Origin of the sequence: Flexistipes sp. (assembly GCF_036172515.1) — a bacterium.
Lineage (GTDB): Bacteria > Chrysiogenota > Deferribacteres > Deferribacterales > Flexistipitaceae > Flexistipes.
This window is the reverse complement of the sequence record NZ_JAXKVW010000010.1, coordinates 12337-29925: the sequence shown is the minus strand read 5'-3', so window position 1 is coordinate 29925 and position 17589 is coordinate 12337. Positions and strand designations below refer to the sequence as shown.

Annotated in this window: 15 protein-coding genes; 13 read left to right on the top strand and 2 right to left on the bottom strand. The window is 38.5% G+C overall.

All coding sequences use genetic code 11. The annotated features are described in order from the left end of the window. Positions 1–30: 30 nt before the first annotated feature. The 8 genes from UMU13_RS07870 to UMU13_RS07835 all read left to right on the top strand — a co-directional run bounded on the left by UMU13_RS07870 (position 31) and on the right by UMU13_RS07835 (position 8639). Positions 31–279 (top strand): hypothetical protein, encoded by a 249-nt coding sequence (locus UMU13_RS07870; RefSeq protein ID WP_328218282.1) that lies wholly within the window; start codon positions 31–33, stop codon positions 277–279. Next, positions 276–1481 (top strand): DNA polymerase IV, encoded by a 1206-nt coding sequence (gene dinB / locus UMU13_RS07865; RefSeq protein ID WP_328218281.1) that lies wholly within the window; start codon positions 276–278, stop codon positions 1479–1481. Before UMU13_RS07870 ends, dinB begins: the two co-directional genes overlap by 4 nt. A gap of 235 nt (positions 1482–1716) precedes the next feature. Continuing rightward, positions 1717–3405: a 4Fe-4S binding protein gene (locus UMU13_RS07860; protein WP_328218280.1), complete on the top strand. Its 1689-nt coding sequence runs from the start codon at positions 1717–1719 to the stop codon at positions 3403–3405. After that, positions 3405–4007: a TorD/DmsD family molecular chaperone gene (locus tag UMU13_RS07855; protein ID WP_328218279.1), complete on the top strand. Its 603-nt coding sequence runs from the start codon at positions 3405–3407 to the stop codon at positions 4005–4007. Before UMU13_RS07860 ends, UMU13_RS07855 begins: the two co-directional genes overlap by 1 nt. 24 nt (positions 4008–4031) lie before the next feature. Then, positions 4032–4211, top strand: a complete 180-nt coding sequence (locus UMU13_RS07850; protein ID WP_273265069.1) for a twin-arginine translocation signal domain-containing protein — start codon at positions 4032–4034, stop codon at positions 4209–4211. Between the two features lie 10 nt (positions 4212–4221). Then, a complete protein-coding gene (locus UMU13_RS07845) occupies positions 4222–7062 on the top strand; it encodes a molybdopterin-dependent oxidoreductase (protein ID WP_328218278.1) in 2841 nt (946 codons plus the stop codon). Positions 7063–7077: 15 nt separating this feature from the next. Then, complete coding sequence (fdh3B, locus tag UMU13_RS07840) at positions 7078–7665, top strand: formate dehydrogenase FDH3 subunit beta (RefSeq protein ID WP_328218277.1); 588 nt, start codon at positions 7078–7080, stop codon at positions 7663–7665. Positions 7666–7736: 71 nt separating this feature from the next. Then, positions 7737–8639, top strand: coding sequence for a formate dehydrogenase subunit gamma (locus tag UMU13_RS07835; RefSeq protein ID WP_328218276.1), 903 nt, complete (start codon positions 7737–7739; stop codon positions 8637–8639). Between the two features lie 186 nt (positions 8640–8825). Here the strand turns inward: UMU13_RS07835 and UMU13_RS07830 are convergent, their stop codons facing one another. Then, positions 8826–10766, bottom strand: coding sequence for a M3 family metallopeptidase (locus UMU13_RS07830; protein WP_328218274.1), 1941 nt, complete (start codon positions 10764–10766; stop codon positions 8826–8828). 440 nt (positions 10767–11206) lie between these two features. On the opposite strand from UMU13_RS07830, the gene UMU13_RS07825 reads away from it, so the two are divergent. The 4 genes from UMU13_RS07825 to UMU13_RS07810 all read left to right on the top strand — a co-directional run bounded on the left by UMU13_RS07825 (position 11207) and on the right by UMU13_RS07810 (position 15837). Beyond that, positions 11207–13729: a HAMP domain-containing protein gene (locus tag UMU13_RS07825; protein WP_328218273.1), complete on the top strand. Its 2523-nt coding sequence runs from the start codon at positions 11207–11209 to the stop codon at positions 13727–13729. Positions 13730–13749: 20 nt separating this feature from the next. Next, positions 13750–14256: a chemotaxis protein CheX gene (locus UMU13_RS07820; protein WP_328218271.1), complete on the top strand. Its 507-nt coding sequence runs from the start codon at positions 13750–13752 to the stop codon at positions 14254–14256. Continuing rightward, positions 14228–14605 carry a response regulator gene (locus UMU13_RS07815; protein WP_328218270.1) on the top strand — a complete coding sequence of 126 codons (378 nt, stop codon included), beginning with the start codon at positions 14228–14230 and terminating at the stop codon, positions 14603–14605. Before UMU13_RS07820 ends, UMU13_RS07815 begins: the two co-directional genes overlap by 29 nt. Positions 14606–14871: 266 nt before the next feature. Next, positions 14872–15837, top strand: a complete 966-nt coding sequence (locus UMU13_RS07810; RefSeq protein ID WP_328218269.1) for a GGDEF domain-containing protein — start codon at positions 14872–14874, stop codon at positions 15835–15837. A 10-nt stretch (positions 15838–15847) separates the two neighbouring features. Here UMU13_RS07810 and UMU13_RS07805 read toward each other — a convergent pair whose 3' ends face one another. Beyond that, positions 15848–16879 carry a 4Fe-4S binding protein gene (locus UMU13_RS07805; protein ID WP_328218268.1) on the bottom strand — a complete coding sequence of 344 codons (1032 nt, stop codon included), beginning with the start codon at positions 16877–16879 and terminating at the stop codon, positions 15848–15850. A gap of 22 nt (positions 16880–16901) precedes the next feature. Here UMU13_RS07805 and queC point away from each other — a divergent pair, with 22 nt between their 5' ends. Continuing rightward, positions 16902–17588 carry a 7-cyano-7-deazaguanine synthase QueC gene (queC, locus tag UMU13_RS07800; RefSeq protein WP_328218267.1) on the top strand — a complete coding sequence of 229 codons (687 nt, stop codon included), beginning with the start codon at positions 16902–16904 and terminating at the stop codon, positions 17586–17588. Position 17589: the final 1 nt, after the last annotated feature.

Sequence of the window (17589 nt, the reverse complement as noted above, 5' to 3'; positions counted from 1 at the left end):
CGTTGAACTTTACAGAGGAGTTTTTTTATTATGATTTTTACATCGGATGTGGAAATCAGCAGGGCAGGAGTGGTTTTCAAATATGGAAATCCACTGCCCGTATGGATTGAGAGCAATGGAGAGAAGGTCTCTGTAAAAGAGATTTTTTACAGCTGGACTGAAAGAAAAGGGCATTACCTTGTTTATAAATACACATTTACAGATGGTTTTGATGCTTATGAGATAGCCTTAAATTCTCTTTCCATGAAATGGTTTTTGATAGCCAGGGAGGAGTTATGATTCTTTGTGTGGATATGGATGCTTTCTTTGCTTCGGTGGAGAAAGCGAGTAAACCCCATTTGAAAGACAAGCCTGTGGCGGTAATAGGGGCAAAGGAGCGAACAGTTGTAACAACGGCCTGCTATATTGCAAGAAAATATGGTGTAAAAACGGGGATGAGTAAATATGAAGCAAAACGAATGTGCCCTTTTATCACAATTGTGGAGGGCAATAACAGAAAATACACATATATTTCCTCCCAAATCATGGATTTTCTCAAAACACTCTCCGATAAAGTGGAAGTATATTCTGTAGATGAAGCTTTTTTGCAGATTCCGGGTGAAAAAGCAGCAGATGTTATTTCGGATATTAAAAATTATGTGAAAAAGCGTTTCGGTATCACCTGTTCCGTCGGTGCAGGTAAAAGTAAGCTTGTGGCGAAAATGGCAAGCGGGATAAATAAGCCTGACGGATTCCTTGTGATAAGTGATGGTGAGACTATTGATTTTCTGGATTCATTTAAGCTTGAAGATATCTGGGGAATCGGCAAGAAACTTTCGGAGCGTTTTTACAATATGGGTGTTTTCAATACTGCCGATATGAGGAAGCTCGGCAGAGATAAGCTTTGTAACATATTCGGCAAAAACGGCTATTATTACCATATGATGGCACGTGGCGATGATAGGGAGGGCATCCGCGTTGAAGATGAGGCTGTGAAATCGATTGGTCACAGTATGACTTTTCCCGAAGATGTAAGGGATGCCAGGATGTTTAATGCGTATCTCCTTCAGCTTTGTGAAATGGTTTCCGGAAGAGCCAGAAGTCATAATGTTTCGGGAAAGACGGTTACCCTCAGTATAAGGTTTCCCGATATGAGTACCCTCAGTAAAAGACATACCGTTAATTATTTCACCTGTGCCACTCATCATATTTATGATGTAAGCAGATATATAACAACAATGTTTCCTGAAAATTTTCTCGAAAATGGAATCAGGCTTATAGGCGTCACTCTGTCAAATTTGATACATGATACCCAGGAGCTGTGTTCTGTTTTCGATGGAAGGGATATGGAAAATGTATATAAAGCAATGGATGCTATAAATGAAAAATACGGCGGTTTTACCGTTTCTTTTGCTTCCATCCTGAATTGCAGGCGAAAAGGAGCGCGGACGATATCCCCAGCATGGAAACCAAAAGGTTTGAGAAAAGTCGATGTTTTATGAAACATCGTTTTGCTTTGGCCGCAGTATGCGTTGTTATTATAGGTTATTATTAGTAACTATTTTTTTAAGTATCTGATAAAATATTGTTTTTATATTTCGAATATATCTAAAAAACTTTATATTCCGTTTGACAAAATAAAAAAAGGTCTTATAATTAAAATATAAGGAAGTTTTTTGGATTATCATGATCACACTTACTGGTAAGTCAGCTAATAACAGATAATACGAAAAATAAATGTGGTATAATCTGCAATTTTTCAGGGATGTGGGGATGTTTCCGAAAACGCTGTTTAAAAATTTTAATTACATTCATTTTCCGGCTGAAAGAAAAGCGACAACGCTGGAGATTCCACCTAAAGTTGCCGTTATGGCTGAAAATGAGGAAATGCTGGAAAAGTTTACGACTGTTTACAGCGGTGTCCTTGATATTATCCCCATTGTAACCGGAAAAACCAAAAGCGGCGGTGAATTTTATTCGGCAGTAAATCATGAACTTTCAGGCTCATTCCCCGAAATTCAGGTGAAATGCGAATGCAGATATCCTCTGAACGAAGATTTATGTACACTGTGCGGCGAATGTGTTATTGCCTGTCCGCTTGATGCAATAGATGAGGAAATCAGTATTGATTTTACCAAATGCGATTACTGCGGCAAATGTGTTGATGCTTGTCCGGAAAATGCCATTGATCTTTACCGGTACGAAAATCACATTTTTGACGCTCCGCAGGTACTTTTTCTGGATGATAATAAAAAAATAAACGAATATTCTGAAATTAACGGTATTTATCATATAGATGAAAAAGAAGAATTGTTTGCCAACATAGGTACATTTCAAATAGAGCAATCTGTGAGTCATAACAGAGAGATTTGCCAGTATAACGGCAGGCTTGATTTGGGCTGCCAGCGCTGTATAGAATCCTGTGAATATAAAGCAGTGCGTAAAAGTTCAAACGGAATAGAAGTGGATCATTTTGCATGTGAAGACTGCGGTCAATGTATCTCCGTCTGTCCCACAGGAGCCATGCAGTCGGAGGATGTCAGTGATGAAAGTTTTGCGGATTTAATTTACGAAAAGCTGCAAAGTCAAGAAATAAATTATACCCACGTTGTTTTTGTGCAGGAAAGCGATACAGTTAACTTTTACAAAAATTATAACAATAAGATTGATGATAATGTTTTGGTGATAATAATCCCGAATGTTTATATTCTGAACAGTTTTCATTTTCTTTTGCTGTTAAGACTGGGCATTACAAACGTTCACGTTTTTCAGGATGTTTTCAAAGAGTCAAATTTGTATAAACATATACAGTTTACCAATGCATTAACAGCGTATGCTTTCTCCGGCAGAAAGCTTGTATCAGAAGGGCATAATCCGGAATTCAGTGATGAGATGGATAAACTTTTTACTTCTGACTTTACATTTCCGGAATATAAAAACAAGCGCAAATTTCTTACACCCATATTCAGGGATATTTATAAAAAATCTGAAAACAAGAGAGTACTTCTGCAGGAAAGTATACTGAATACATTTGGCAGTGTGGTCTGTGACGAGAAGAAGTGCAGTCTTTGTTTGGCCTGCCTTAACCATTGCAAGATAGGCTCCCTTATGGCCGATTCCTCTAACTATACACTTTCCCATATTGCTGCAAACTGTATCCAGTGCGGGATATGTCTGAACGTCTGTCCCGAAAATGCATTGGAGCTGGTAGCCGGGCTGCTTCTTGATGAAGAATTCTTTCAACCGAGGATACTTGCCAAAGATGAGCCTGTTGCCTGTGCTGAGTGCGGCAAAGTTTTCGGTAACAGAAAAAGCCTTGAGCAGGTTAGAAATAAATTAAAATCTGCCGGCAGGTTTGAGGATGAACTGGAGCTGTTGGATTATTGCGACAAATGCCGGGTTAAAAAACAGTTAGAGGTGGGTTGATGGATATAGAGTCTTTGAACAGTATGAGAAACGGGGTTTATAATCTGATAAAGAGTTTTTTCTGGGAACCCCCAAAGGAAGAAGATATCAAAGCCTGGCGGGCTTTTGTTGCAAATCTTAATGAGGACAGCATTAACAGAGAATTTGATAAAACCGTTTCGTTTATGAAAGAAGCTTTGGATAATTCTGATTTAGAAAGCATAAAAAATGAGTATTATGAGCTTTTCGAAAATCCCTTCGGTGAAGGTCTGTCCAACCTTAATGCGTCTTTTCTCCTCGAGGGTAAAAACTTTGGGGAGCCTTTGGTGGAAATAAGGGATTTCCTTGAAGATTTGAAAGTAGTTAAGGATACGGATTATAAGGATACAGAGGATTCGGTACTCTTTATGATCGATCTTATGTTATACTTAATAGACAGCGGTGATTGTGCCGATGTGCAGCAAAATTTTTTGAAGAAGTTTTTATACCCGTCTTTTGAAAGGCTTGCTGAAATATTGAAAACAAACGAAAAGGCTTACTTTTATGCAACAGCCGGTTTGTTTTCCAGGGATTACCTGGAAATGGATATGAAATTTTTGGAAGGTATTAAGTCTTTAACTTAAGATTATATCAGCAGGAGGTCTGTTATGAAAAATGAGTTTTTTGACAGAAGAAAATTTTTGAAAGGGATGGCTGTAACCGGGGCTACTCTGGGGGTGGCTGCCATTGTGAAGCCGGCTATGGCAAAAGACGGTGAAATTGTAAATGAAAATCTCTACAGAGAGACGGAACATTTTAAGAAGTATTATAAATCTCTAAGGGATTAAGGAGGTCTCTATGCCAAGCAAAAAATTACTTAAAAAAGGGGATTTCAGCGGAAGTTCCACCAAAACGATAAATTATAATTTTGACAGGAGAACATTCCTGAAGTTTTCAACGGCAACGGCAGCTTTAGCCGGTTTATCCACTATGCCGAGTGTTGTAAAAAAATCCAGCGCTGCAAACGCAAAATCACCTTATCCGAAATCTGAAATTATCAGGACAGTATGCACTCACTGTGCTGTGGCATGCGGCGTGTATGCCGAAGTACAGAACGGTGTATGGCTAAGGCAGGAGATAGCGCAGGATCACCCCATATCAAGAGGCGGACACTGTTGCAAAGGAGCAAGCGCCATCGATATGGTGAAAAGTGAAAAACGACTTAAGCGCCCTCTGAAAAAAGTTAACGGAAAATGGCAGAAAATATCCTGGAAACAGGTTCTCGATGAAGTTTCTGAAAAACTGATGAAACTCAGAAAAGAAAACGGTCCGGATTCCGTTATGTGGATCGGAAGTGCCAAGGTCTCAAATGAAATGGCCTATCTCCAGAGAAAACTGGCTGCGTTCTGGGGAACAAACAATATTGACCATCAGGCCAGAATCTGCCACTCCACAACTGTTGCCGGTGTTGCAAATACCTGGGGTTACGGAGCTATGACAAACAGTATGAATGATATACGCAATTCCAAATGCATCTTCATGATAGGCTCCAATGCAGCTGAAGCCCACCCCATATCGATGCAGCATATCTTATATGCAAAAGAGGTAAACAATGCCCCGGTAATTGTTGTCGATCCAAGATTTACAAAAACTGCTGCCAAAGCCACTGATTTTGTTCAAATAAGATCGGGAACAGACACAGCTTACGTAATGGGGCTGATAAATGTTATACTTGAAAACGGATGGGAAGATAAAGATTTTATCAGAAGAAGAGTTTCCGGATTTGAGCAGCTCAAGAAGGAGGCAAAAAACTATCCACCTGAAGTTGTATCAGAAGTTACAGGGGTGCCGGCAGAAGATATAAAAAGGGTCGCCAAAATCCTGGCACAAAACAGACCCGGTACTATCATATGGTGCATGGGTGGTACCCAGCATTCAATAGGAAGCAGCAATACAAGAGCGTATTGTATACTGCAGCTTGTTCTTGGAAACATGGGAGTTGCAGGCGGCGGTGCCAATATCTTCCGCGGTCATGACAATGTTCAGGGTGCCACGGATATGTGTGTGCTCTCCCATTCACTTCCTGCTTATTACGGTCTTTCGGACGGTGCATGGAAGCACTGGAGCAGAGTGTGGGATGTGGATTATGAATGGATAAAATCCCGTTTTCACAATGATGAATATATGGGTAAACCGGGATTTACTCTATCCAGGTGGTACGAAGGAGCAATTCAGGATGATGAAATTACCCAGTATACGCCGTTGAAGGCGGTTGTTTTCTGGGGATGCTCGTCAAACTCTCAGTCACAGTATCATAAACTTAAGAAAGCTCTGGATAAACTTGATATGGTAGTTATTATTGACCCTTTCCCCACAATGACAGCCGTGGCATCGGACAAAGATAACGTTTATCTGCTTCCGACAACCAGTCAGTTTGAAACCAGTGGAAGTGTTACCAGCAGCCAGAGAGGCATCCAATGGCGCTATAAAGTTGTAGATCCGGTATACGACTCAAAGGATGACTATACAATTTTGGCTGAACTGGTGGACAGATTCGGTTTTGCAGATAAGTTTTACAAAAACATTAAAACGGTACCTGAAGATGCCACAAGGGAGCTCAATAAAGGCTCATTGACAATAGGTTACAACGGTCAGACGCCTGAAAGGATTAAGAAACATACGGATAACTGGCATACCTTTGACGTAGTAACACTTGAAGCAAGAGGCGGCCCGTGCGACGGTGAGTACTATGGACTTCCCTGGCCGTGCTGGACGGAGGAGCACCCCGGAACTCCTATACTGTACGATATGTCAAAGCCGGTTAAAAAAGGCGGTCTTCCTTTTAGAGCAAGGTTTGGAACAGAATACACCTATCCTGACGGCAAAAAAGAGAATCAGCTTGCTGCTCCTGGTACAACTATGCCGGGAAGTGAAGCTGACGGAGGATATGCCGAGTTTAAGTTAGAAGGTGAAGTTTCACCTGAAGAGCCGGATTTTAGTGGTGATTATTATTTCGAATATGTTGTTGCTGGTACTAACTGGAAAACAGACTTAAGCCAAAAAACAATAAAAGATGCTCTTGATAAAGGTATGGCACCTTTTGGTAATGCAAGAGCGCGGTGCTATGTATGGAATTTCCCCGATGCGGTGCCGATTCACAGAGAGCCGCTGCACTCACCGAGTCCTGAAATGATTAAAAAATATCCCACATACGATGACAAACCGGATCACTACCGTGTATTTACGAAGTATAAGAGTGAGCAAAAACTCGACTGGCACAAAGAGTTCCCTCTCATTCTTACCACAGGCCGTATGGTTGAATATATGGGCGGCGGTGCTGAAACCCGGAGCAATAAATATCTGGCTGAACTTCAGCCGACAATGTATGCTGAAGTAAATGTAGAGACCGCTAATAATTACGGCCTCAGGGATGGAGATATGATCTGGATTGAATCACCCAATGGCGGAAGAGTTAAAGTTCAAACCAAAATTTCATCCAGAGTGGATAAGTACACTATATTTCTGCCTTTTCATTTTGGAGGCTTTTTCATGGGTGATTCATGGGCAGGTAAATATCCCGAGGGAACCAAACCGTATGCTCTCGGTGAGGCTGCTAATGTGGTGACTAATTACGGTTATGACATTGTGACTCAGATGCAGGAGACCAAAACCGGTCTTTGCAAAATGAGTAAAGCGTAGGATTAGGAGGGTATTATGGCACGTATGAGATTTTTATGTGATGTGGAAAGATGTATAGATTGCGCCGGTTGCTCGATAGCATGTAAAGAAGGTCATAACGTACCTGTTGGTATCAACAGAAGGCGCGTTATACCCATTAATGAAGGCGAGCCCGGGGAAAAGAGTATTTCCGTTGCCTGCATGCACTGCTCTGATGCACCTTGCATAGCTGTTTGTCCGGTGGACGCACTTTATCAGAGGGACGACGGCATAGTTAATTTGAGTAAAGATACTTGTATCGGTTGTGGTTACTGCTTTTTTGCCTGCCCCTTTGGTGCTCCTCAATTCCCTGAGGGGAACAGTTTTGGAGCAAGAGGTGTTATGGATAAATGCACATTCTGCGCCGGAGGACCTGTGGAAAACTTCAGTGACAAAGAAATGCAATTATACGGTCAGAACAGGATAGCCGAAGGTAAAGTCCCCCTTTGTGCCGGAATGTGCGCAACCAAGGCCCTTTTGGCTGGTGACGGTGACAAAGTGGCAAATATTTTCAGAGAAAGGGTGTTTAAGCGAGGTTCAGGAGCGAATGCCTGGGGTTGGTCCAGAGCTTATGACAGGAAATAGTAAGGAAGGCGGCGGCTTAAGCCGTCTTCCTTTTTTATGCTGCTCTGTAATACCAATTAAGGGGCGTTAAAATGAAAAAAATATTTACAGCTTTATTCATTGTGCTTTTTCTTGCCGGAGCAATGGTTATATTTGCTGAGACTCAGCAGCCGGCTATTACTAAATCATACGGTGCTGTATCCAGTACAGCTTATTTTAAAGAATTCAATAAAGTTTTTACAGGGGACTGGCAGAAATACGGGCAGACCTTTACTGTTTTACAGGAAAAATATTTCAAGAATATTTATACTGTGCTTATCATAGCCATCCCTCTGATTTTTCTGCTTCATTTTTTGGTAATAGGTGCGTTCAAATTTGCACATAGTGGAGAGAAAATCCCATGGTACAGCCTTTTGGGAAGGGTAATCCACTGGATAGCTGCTGTAACTTTTGTGATTATGCTTTTATCGGGGCTGGCCATGATTTACGGAAATCTCTTCGGAGGCGGGGCTTTCATACGATTCTTAAGATATACTCATGGTCTTGTAGCCATTATATTTGCCGTGGATGCCCTGATTCTTTTTGTATTATGGGTAAAAGATGCTATACCTAAAATTTACGACATAAAATGGTTTTTGGTGATGGGCGGATATTTGAGCAAATCCAAAAAAATTATCAAGGCTGATAAATTTAATGCCGGTCAGAAGGTATGGTTCTGGCTTGCCACTATAGGTGGAATTGTTATGGCTGTAACCGGCTATATTATGTACTTTTTTGCCGGCACAACAGATACACTGCGCATTTCAGCAATGATACATACTTTTCTTGGGATGGCGCTGCTTGCTATGTTTTTTGTGCATATTTACATGGGCGCCTTTGCAATTAAGGGATCCCTTAAAAGTATGATCTACGGTTATAAAGATGCCGAAGAGGCAAAGGTACTTCACAATGCGCACTATGAAAAACTTAAAAATGAAGGATATATTTCTGAGTAAATCAGTGCTGAGAACCAAGGTTTAGGTTAAGGTAGAGGTAGAGAGGGCTGATAAACTTGAATTAATCTTTAATCGAACTTGAAATTTTGTAAAAGAAAAGCACAGCACAAATAACCTACAAAATTTATATAACCTCTACTACCTCTACCTGCCTCAAATACCTTAACTACCTCAATTACCTTTCTTTCATATAATTCCATGCAGTTTGAGAAGTGATTCATTATCTATTTCTTTGCCTGAGAATTTCTCATAAACATTTTCAAAATTAGCTGAGCCGCCCAGAGATAAAACTTCGTCTAAGAATTTTTGAGCAAAACCATTGTCAAATATATTGTTATTTACAAAATCATAAAATGCGTTTGCACTCAGTCTTTCCGCCCATTTGTAGCTGTAGTATCCTGCGGCGTATCCGCCTGCAAAAATGTGGGCAAACTGATTCTGAAATTTTGTATATTCAGGCGGCTTTATTACGGCAACTCTGTCTCTGACTTCATCCAGAGTTTTTTCCACTTCTTCCGCTGACATTTTACGCATGTGAATGTACATATCAAAAAGGCCAAATTCCAAATGTCTGACAAAACCCATGCCGGAGTGAAAGTTTTTATTATCTACAATTTTTTCAATAAGCTTTTCAGGAATAATTTCACCTGTTTTGTAATGTCTGGCAAACATTTTTAATATTTCGGGTTCAAAAGCAAAATTTTCCAACAGTTGGGAAGGAAATTCCACCAGATCCCACTCGATGCCGTTTACTCCGCTTACGAAAAATTCTTTTACGTTACTCAAAAGGTGGTGTAAAGCGTGCCCTGTTTCATGAAACAGGGTTTCCACATCTCTGTGCCTCAGCAGAGAGGGACTGTTTTCGGAAGAAGGGGGGAAGTTGGCAACAACAAAAGCCTTCGGCAAAACAACATCACCGCTGTTTGTTATATATTTTGTCATCCAGTCATTCATCCACGCTCCGTCTTTTTTCCCTTTTCTTGCTTCAATATCCATGAAAAGAGTGCCCTGCTCAACACCGTCAATATATAACTTGTAGCAGCGGGCTTTTTCATGCCAAAGAACAGCTTTTTCCGGTTTAAATTCAATGTTGAAAAGTTTTTGCAAAAAAGTGAAAAGTCCTTCAATTACAGCATTCTTTTCAAAATACGGTCTTAATTCTTCCTCGCTGAAGTTCAGTTTCTCCTTTTTCAGTTTTTCTGAAAAATACATTAAATCGTATGACTGGAGGTTTTTTACATTATATTTCTGTGCAAACGACTGTAATTCTGTAAAATCATTTTCTGCTTTTTGCCTGCATTTTGCTACTAAGTCCTCCTGAAACCCGATAACTTCTTCGGCAGTGTCTGCAGCTTTGTCATAAATGGATAATTCTGCATAATTATTAAATCCGAGAATTTGCGATAATTCATATCTGAGAGTTAAAATGTCCTCTATGATTTCCTCATTTTTAGGAGCCCTTGTCATAAATGCTCTGTACATCTTTTCTCTTAATTTACGGTCTGAGCAGTATGTCATAAATGCTATGAAACTTGGCATCTGAAGAGTAAATATGTATTTATCGCCTTTCTTTGCAGCCTGCTTTTCTGATTCCGGCATTTCAGAGAGTACCGATTCTTCAGCTTCTAAACTGAATTTGTCTGTATCATCAAGTATGTTTTGAAAGAAACTGTTGCCCAGTTCACTCAGACGAAGGTTTATCTGCCTGACACGCTTTTTTTCTTTTTCCGGTAGATGAACACCTGCGAGCCTGAAATCTTTAATCCCCTTTTCAAGAACGACTTTCTGAACTTTGCTAAGATTATTTTCTGAATTTATTTTTTCATATATTTGATAAATTTTGCTATCGAGGGAGACGTCGGTAAAAAACTCAGTCACCATCGGCAATGTCTTTTTATAAGCTTCCTGAGTCTTATTTGTATTGTTGACTGAATTCAGGTGGGATAACTTTGTAAATTCTTTATGCAAATCATGGACTATATCTGCAAATGGTCTTATGAAATTTTTGTATGATAAATCATCAGTATTTTTAAGATTTTCTAGAGCATTTTTTGCATTCTGCAGTTTTTTGTTAAAATTTACCGGAAAACTTTCAATTTCGTTTTCGTTTAACAATGTGTAATCCATCGATACCTCCTTAAAAGGTGCAAAATAATCTAATAAATATAATAATTCAACTATTCTTTCATTAGCAACCTCCCAAAATTTTTGTACTTGTGCTATTTGACAATACTTTATCTAAATATCGGGATTTTCACGCATGAAGATATCCCAATATTAAGCACAGTTGTATATTTATTCGTTATGTCGTTTCATATGGCAGAGATTTCTCACTTTGTTCGAAAGGATGCCTGCGGCTAGCGCCAGTCTTTTAGACTGGTAAATATGTGTAACACCCTATTTAGCTATCGCTGATAGACAGTATGCATGTAATTGTCACCTCGAGCGAAGCCGAGGGATCTCTATCTATGTACTAACAATATCTGCGTATTGTCATAGCTCTAAAAAATGGGAGGGTGCCAATTCTTTCAATTTGACCAATTTAACTTTTGCTGGTATTCTGAAACATGTTGAAGGGTATAAGAAAAAGATTTCTCATTTTTTTTATTCTGGCTATTTCTCTTTTGTGTCTCCTGGGATATTTTCTGTTGAAAGAAACCCGGGGTACAATTGCTAATAAATTCAGCTCAGATTATATCAAACAACATATTTCTCTGCAAAAAGAAAAAATCAGTAAATTTATCGGCAGTGAATTGATTCTGGTAAAATCACTTGCATCTTCTGAAAATATAATTGACTGGCTTAAATACGAATATAATGCATCTCTTAAAATTTCTGCAGTAAAGGAGCTGAAAAGATACAGAGGATTTTTCAAATCCGGCAGTGTTTATATAATATCCCGTGACTCGGGGCACTATTATTTAATTAATAAGCAGACAACCGGCACTTCTGTTGGCTATACAAAGTCCATTAGTCCGGGAAGCCGGGAATATGAAAAATACTTTGATTTGTTTAAGGGTAATAAAAGTTACGACATTAGAGTTAATAATGAATCTGGTGATGAAAAAGCTGATCTGTGGATAAGTGCAGCTGTTTTATATAATGGAAAACCTGAAGGGGTGGTGGGCACAAAAATACAGGCCGCTGATTATCTGACAGAGATTATTGATACATCGAAAAAAGGGGTTTCTACTTTTATATTAAATAGAGAAGGGAGCATTTTTGCAGGAGCAGTCGATAATAAAACAAATATTCCGATGAATAAGAATATTTTTTCATCCCTTTCCTCAAATGCCCAGCTTGCATTAAAAAATATTATGGCCGAAACTTCATCAAATCCGGATAGTAGTCTTACCAAATCTGTAAGAATCGGTGCCGAATCCAAAACCATTGCACTGTCTTTTATGCCTGATACCGGCTGGTTTCTCTTATCCATAATAGATTTAAACGGAATATTTGCTTTAAATGATTTAATAATTCCCATTAGCTTTATTGTCATAGGAACAATTTTAATTTTTTCGTTCTTTGCTCTGTATATAGACAGAAGTATTATAAAACCGGTCAGGGATCTGACGAAAGGAGCTCTCAGGATAGGAGAGGGAAACTACGATACAAAATTTGTGATTGATGAAAATGATGAAATAGGAACTCTCAAGAGAATATTTAACAGGATGTCAACGGAGATAAAGTTAAAATCATATATCAAGGATTTGGAAGACCGAATGCGGCAAAAATCCCGGGATCTTATAATAAGTAAAGAGAAAATTTCCTTTTTATTAAACAGTGCCGGCGAAGGTTTTCTCAGGTTCAACCCTGACATGAGGATTGACAGTGAATTTTCTAAAGAATGTTTTGATATATTTGGTGAGGATATAAGTGATAAAGACATTCATAAGCTGTTATTTCCTGAGGACAGGGAAAAGAGACAATTCTTCCAAAGGGTTGTCAATAGTATTTTTAATCAGGAAAAGAAATTCTTGAAGGAGATTATGATAGATCTGCTTCCGGCAGAAACTGAGATTAACGGCAAACACTATGCATTGAGATTCAGATTGGGTAAAAACAATACTATAGTGTTAATAATGAGAGATATTACTGAGCAGAAAAATCTAAGCCGTGAAGTGGAAGATGAAAGAAGGAAACTTAATCTCGTTGTTGAATATGTAAAGGATGAGTATGGAGTCAGGGAGCTTATTCATGATTTCCTAAATTTTTGCAAAAATATTGACTCATACAGTGTTGAAGTTGTCTACAGAAAGCTTCATACGTTTAAAGGAAATTTTTTGCAGAAAGGTTTTATTAACATTCCTGATTTTATTCATGATGAAGAAACATATGTACAGAATTTCTTTCGCAAACAGCAGAATAAACTCAATATCAACACCTCGAGATTGTGCAACGCACTGAAAAAAGACACGGATATTCTCAGGGAAAATCTCGGGGAAAACGTGCTTGATAATGCAATGATTAAAGTTGATATGGAAAAACTTAAATTAATTCAACAGAAAGCAAAGCGGGTGGACACTGATTTATACAGAGAACTTTCCGAGCTTTTAAAAGTATCTTTATCCGGGTATCTTGAAGGATTCAGAAAAGTTGTGGATATGGTGGCTAAAAAGGAAGAAAAAATGGTAGACTATAATATTGCCTGTGATCCTGATTTGAAAATTTATCCCGAAGATTTCAGGGATTTTTTTAATGTTTTTTATCATATTATTGTAAATGCAGTAGTCCACGGTATAGAAAAACCAGAAATACGTGTTTCGAAAGGTAAAAGTGAGACTGGTAAGATTCACTGCAAGGCAGCAAAGATAGAAAGCTTTCTTGTGATAGAAGTGGCGGACGATGGTAAAGGTGTGGATTTGAATTATCTGGGCAGAAAAATCGGCAGAAGATTACGTGCCAATGAATATGATATACTATTTGAGAACGGTATAACCTCAAGTGAAATGGTTGACAGCTATACCGGAAGAGGAGCCGGACTTGGTGCGGTGAAAACGGAAGTGGTGAAACTGAAAGGCTCTGTTGCCATTGACAGTAAAAAGGATGTGGGCACAAAAGTTTTTATAAAAGTACCCATGAAGGAGTAAACATGGTTAATGTGGGGTTTATGAAAATTATTGATCTGGTTACAGAAAATTGTGTTAGGCTGCTGGAAGGGGAATTCGGTTTGGAGGTTTTCAAAACCACAACTTATATGAAAGATGTAGTGAAAATAAATCCGGATTACCTTAATTCCTTTATCGTATTAAGGGGATATGTTCCGTCCGTATTTGCGTTCAGCTATGAAAAAACACTTATCGAGTTTATCTTTAAAAAATTTGTTAACGGAATTGATGTTGATGCCACCGAGCTTGAATTGTATAAAGAGGAAAGTGCAGGGGAGATAATGAATATGACTATAGGTAATTCTCTGAGAGATTTTAAAAGTGTAAAATCTCCTATTAAACTTTCACCTCCTGTTGTCCACAGAGGCAGCAGAAATTTAATAAATAAAGAGGATACTGAATTTTACAGCTCAAAAATCGTAACATCCCGAGGCAAACTTCACATTTATTTGTTAATCAGACCGATGACAGGAGTTAGTTATGAAGAAATTAAAAATTCTGGTCGTTGATGATTCTTCGATTATTAATAAAAAGCTGATACAAATTTACGAATCACTGGGGCATAAAGTGGTTGACACTGCAAAAACAGGTGAAGAGTCAATCGAAAAATATGATTCGAACAAAATTGATTTGGTCAGTATGGATATTACAATGCCGGATATGGACGGTATTGAAGCCACAAAGAAAATTTTGGATAAAAACCCGAAGGCACTTGTGATGGTTGTTACTTCACACGGTCAGGAGCAGATGATTGTTAGTGCTATCGAGGCGGGGGCTGTCGGCTATATTTTAAAGCCCTTTAATAAAGAACGTATAAATGCCATGATTGAAAAAATTTTGGGCAACATTGGAGATTAGCTGAATTATTAATGCGAAAATATTAAATACTATATTTAAGTTTTGCACTTGGCTTTGTAATTGAGGCCGCCCACTTAACACCTTAAGTGGGCGGGTGGCAATCTCTAAAAAGAAAAGTGAGATTGCTTCGTCGTTTTCACTCCCTGCCCTGTTAAATGCCACTGGCAATCAGCAAAGCTGATATTTAACAGGGTGAACAAAGACGTGCTGAAAGGGTAAGTGTGAAACTTGAATACTATATTTATTAAAAAAGTTCGGAGATGTCTATGAGTTCTGTGGAAAACGGTGTTTTTAAGAAACTTTTTGATCTGATTCCGTTTTACGCTTATGTGGTGGATATGGAATCATATGAAATTTTGTATATGAATACGAAATTGAAAGAAAAAATCGGGACTAATGTTAACGGTAAATGTTATGAGGTTCTGTATGGGTATGATAAGCCATGTATTTTTTGCAAAATTGGTGAACTGTATAGTAAAGAAGCAGCAGAAAGCGGGAAAACTGTTGTTCATGAAGAGTTCAATGATGTTGACGAAAGGTGGTACAGACTTGAAGAGCGTGCTATATACTGGCCCGGGGATAAAATTGCTAAATATTCTTTTGCCATAGACATAAGTAATGAGAAAGAATCACAGAACAAACTGGCTGAAGCCCATGCAAATCTTATGCTTCAATCCAGGGAACTGGAATCAAAAAATGCCCTTTTACATGAAATGTATGAAAAGGCAAAAGATATGTCTGAGAAAGATTATCTTACAGGTCTTTATAACAGAAGATATTTCCAGGAAATTGGAAGTAAACTCATTTCAAACATTATAAGGCAGAGGGATATACCGGCTTACTTTGCAATGCTGGATATAGACCACTTTAAAATTATAAATGATGAATACGGGCATGGTATTGGTGATGAAGTACTAAAACATTTTGCCCGTATGCTTGAAGCCAGTTTCAGGTCGAGTGACCTTGTTGGCCGTTTGGGAGGAGAAGAATTTGGGATTATATTAATCAATGTTGACTATAAAGATGCTGTGAGGCTTTTGGAAGGGCTAAGACAGAAAATTGAAAATCAAAAGCTGAACTTAAACGGGGCTAAAAACATTAATTATACAATATCCATCGGTGCAGTTAAAATCAGAAATGACGAAATGAATACGCTGCTGGCAAATGCAGATTCATTAATGTATCAGGCGAAAAGGGAAGGCAGGAACAAATTGGTTATTGAGAAAGAATAAACTGCTGTAATCAAGGGTGTGAGAGGCTTCTGATTGAATCCAGAAAGCGAGCATATTCTTCATTAGAAACAGGAGAATTCCAGTGCCCTGTAAAGTATGCAGCAATAAATATAAGCAAGAATATCAAGGTCGCTGCTATTGATAATAAGTTTTCATATTTTCCAAAATACCTGTCTTTGTTAATCATTCTGAGACAATGCTGCTTTACAGCCGTTTCATTCTGTGCGCATTCTCTGCAGCCTATACAGTTTACGGCAAAGATACTTTCTTTGTTGTATACCTTTATATCAGAAGGGCAGGATTCCCGGCATTTTTTGCAATCGATACAGTTGGCTTTTTCCCTTTTTATTTTAAAAGGTGACAGCCAGGATAAAATACCCAGCAGAGCACCGTAAGGGCAGAGAAACCTGCACCAAAAATTTTTAAAAAGATAAGTCAGTAAAATCAAACTTATAATAACTATAAATCCCGTTGTTGAGATGTCCAGGAAAAAATAAAGCATTTTTGCATCTGCTATTTTATTGTAAGAGCTGTTTTGAAAAAAGATTATCTGCTGCAGGCTCATCTGATAAAAAATGACATACAGAAAAAACAGGAGCAGTATATATTTCACGCTTCCAAGAAAACCTGATATCCATCTGTTAATTGTGAATCTGAAACCGGCATTTGAAATAAGTTCCGAAAGAAAACCCACAGGACATATATGACTGCAGAAACTTTTTTTAACAAATATGCTCATTACAACTGCAGCAATCAGGATGGTTAGGCCTGCCGGATGAACAGGGTCGTATGTACCGGTAAGAAGGAACCTTTTTAAACCCAAAAGGGCGCTGATTGGCAGAAAACCTTCAACTGAGGAGGGTTTTAAAATACTATAATTTTCGTTTTTAAGCTCATTGATATAGACATAGAACCATATGCCTGCAAAGATGGTGTAGATAAAAAATATTGTCTGAATAATTTTTCTTATGCTCACCATTAACTCCTTGTTGAATAAATCCAAAGTGGTTATAATGATAAGAGAATCAAAAAAAATTGACATTTATCAATTTTACGGAGTTTTTATGAAAAAAGCTGTGGTTTTAATGAGCGGAGGGTTGGACAGCTGTGTGACAGCAGGAATAGCTTCCCTGGATTATGAATTATATTTCCTGCATGTTAATTATGGCCAAAAAACGGAAAAGAGAGAGCTTAAGTCTTTCAATGACCTTTACAAACACTTCAACGGCAGGGATAAACTTACCGTGGATATAGGTTATTTAAAAAAGATCGGAGGCTCTTCTCTTGTGGATGATAAAGAAAATATAGAAGCAGGTAATGTCGAAAGGAAAGACATCCCGCGAACATATGTGCCTTTCAGAAACGGGAACATATTATCCATTGGTGTCAGCTGGGCTGAAGTTATCGGCGCACAAAAAATATTTATCGGGGCAGTTGCTGAGGACAGCAGCGGCTATCCGGACTGCAGGAAAGAGTTTTATGATGCTTTTAATGAAGTGCTAAAAGTGGGGTTGAAGCCTGAGACTGAACTCTCCATAGAGACACCTATAATTGATATGACTAAAAGTGAGATAGTTAAATTCGGCAGCGAGCTGAATGTCCCTTTTCACCTTACCTGGTCGTGTTATAAAAACGAAATCAAAGCATGTGGAGTATGTGACAGCTGCCTTTTGCGCCTAAGAGGTTTTGAGAAAGCCGGAATAAAAGATCCAATTCCTTACTATAAAGCTAATTCTTCAGTGGAGGATTAAA

Coding starts and splice junctions, on each gene's coding strand:
- UMU13_RS07805 (WP_328218268.1), bottom strand. CDS start 16,879: ATGTCAATTTTTTTTGATTCTCTTATCATTATAACCACTTTGGATTTA.
- UMU13_RS07815 (WP_328218270.1), top strand. CDS start 14,228: ATGAAGAAATTAAAAATTCTGGTCGTTGATGATTCTTCGATTATTAAT.
- UMU13_RS07845 (WP_328218278.1), top strand. CDS start 4,222: ATGCCAAGCAAAAAATTACTTAAAAAAGGGGATTTCAGCGGAAGTTCC.
- UMU13_RS07835 (WP_328218276.1), top strand. CDS start 7,737: ATGAAAAAAATATTTACAGCTTTATTCATTGTGCTTTTTCTTGCCGGA.
- dinB (WP_328218281.1), top strand. CDS start 276: ATGATTCTTTGTGTGGATATGGATGCTTTCTTTGCTTCGGTGGAGAAA.
- UMU13_RS07830 (WP_328218274.1), bottom strand. CDS start 10,766: ATGGATTACACATTGTTAAACGAAAACGAAATTGAAAGTTTTCCGGTA.
- UMU13_RS07855 (WP_328218279.1), top strand. CDS start 3,405: ATGGATATAGAGTCTTTGAACAGTATGAGAAACGGGGTTTATAATCTG.
- queC (WP_328218267.1), top strand. CDS start 16,902: ATGAAAAAAGCTGTGGTTTTAATGAGCGGAGGGTTGGACAGCTGTGTG.
- UMU13_RS07860 (WP_328218280.1), top strand. CDS start 1,717: ATGTGGTATAATCTGCAATTTTTCAGGGATGTGGGGATGTTTCCGAAA.
- UMU13_RS07870 (WP_328218282.1), top strand. CDS start 31: ATGATTTTTACATCGGATGTGGAAATCAGCAGGGCAGGAGTGGTTTTC.
- UMU13_RS07850 (WP_273265069.1), top strand. CDS start 4,032: ATGAAAAATGAGTTTTTTGACAGAAGAAAATTTTTGAAAGGGATGGCT.
- UMU13_RS07810 (WP_328218269.1), top strand. CDS start 14,872: ATGAGTTCTGTGGAAAACGGTGTTTTTAAGAAACTTTTTGATCTGATT.
- UMU13_RS07820 (WP_328218271.1), top strand. CDS start 13,750: ATGAAAATTATTGATCTGGTTACAGAAAATTGTGTTAGGCTGCTGGAA.
- UMU13_RS07825 (WP_328218273.1), top strand. CDS start 11,207: ATGTTGAAGGGTATAAGAAAAAGATTTCTCATTTTTTTTATTCTGGCT.
- fdh3B (WP_328218277.1), top strand. CDS start 7,078: ATGGCACGTATGAGATTTTTATGTGATGTGGAAAGATGTATAGATTGC.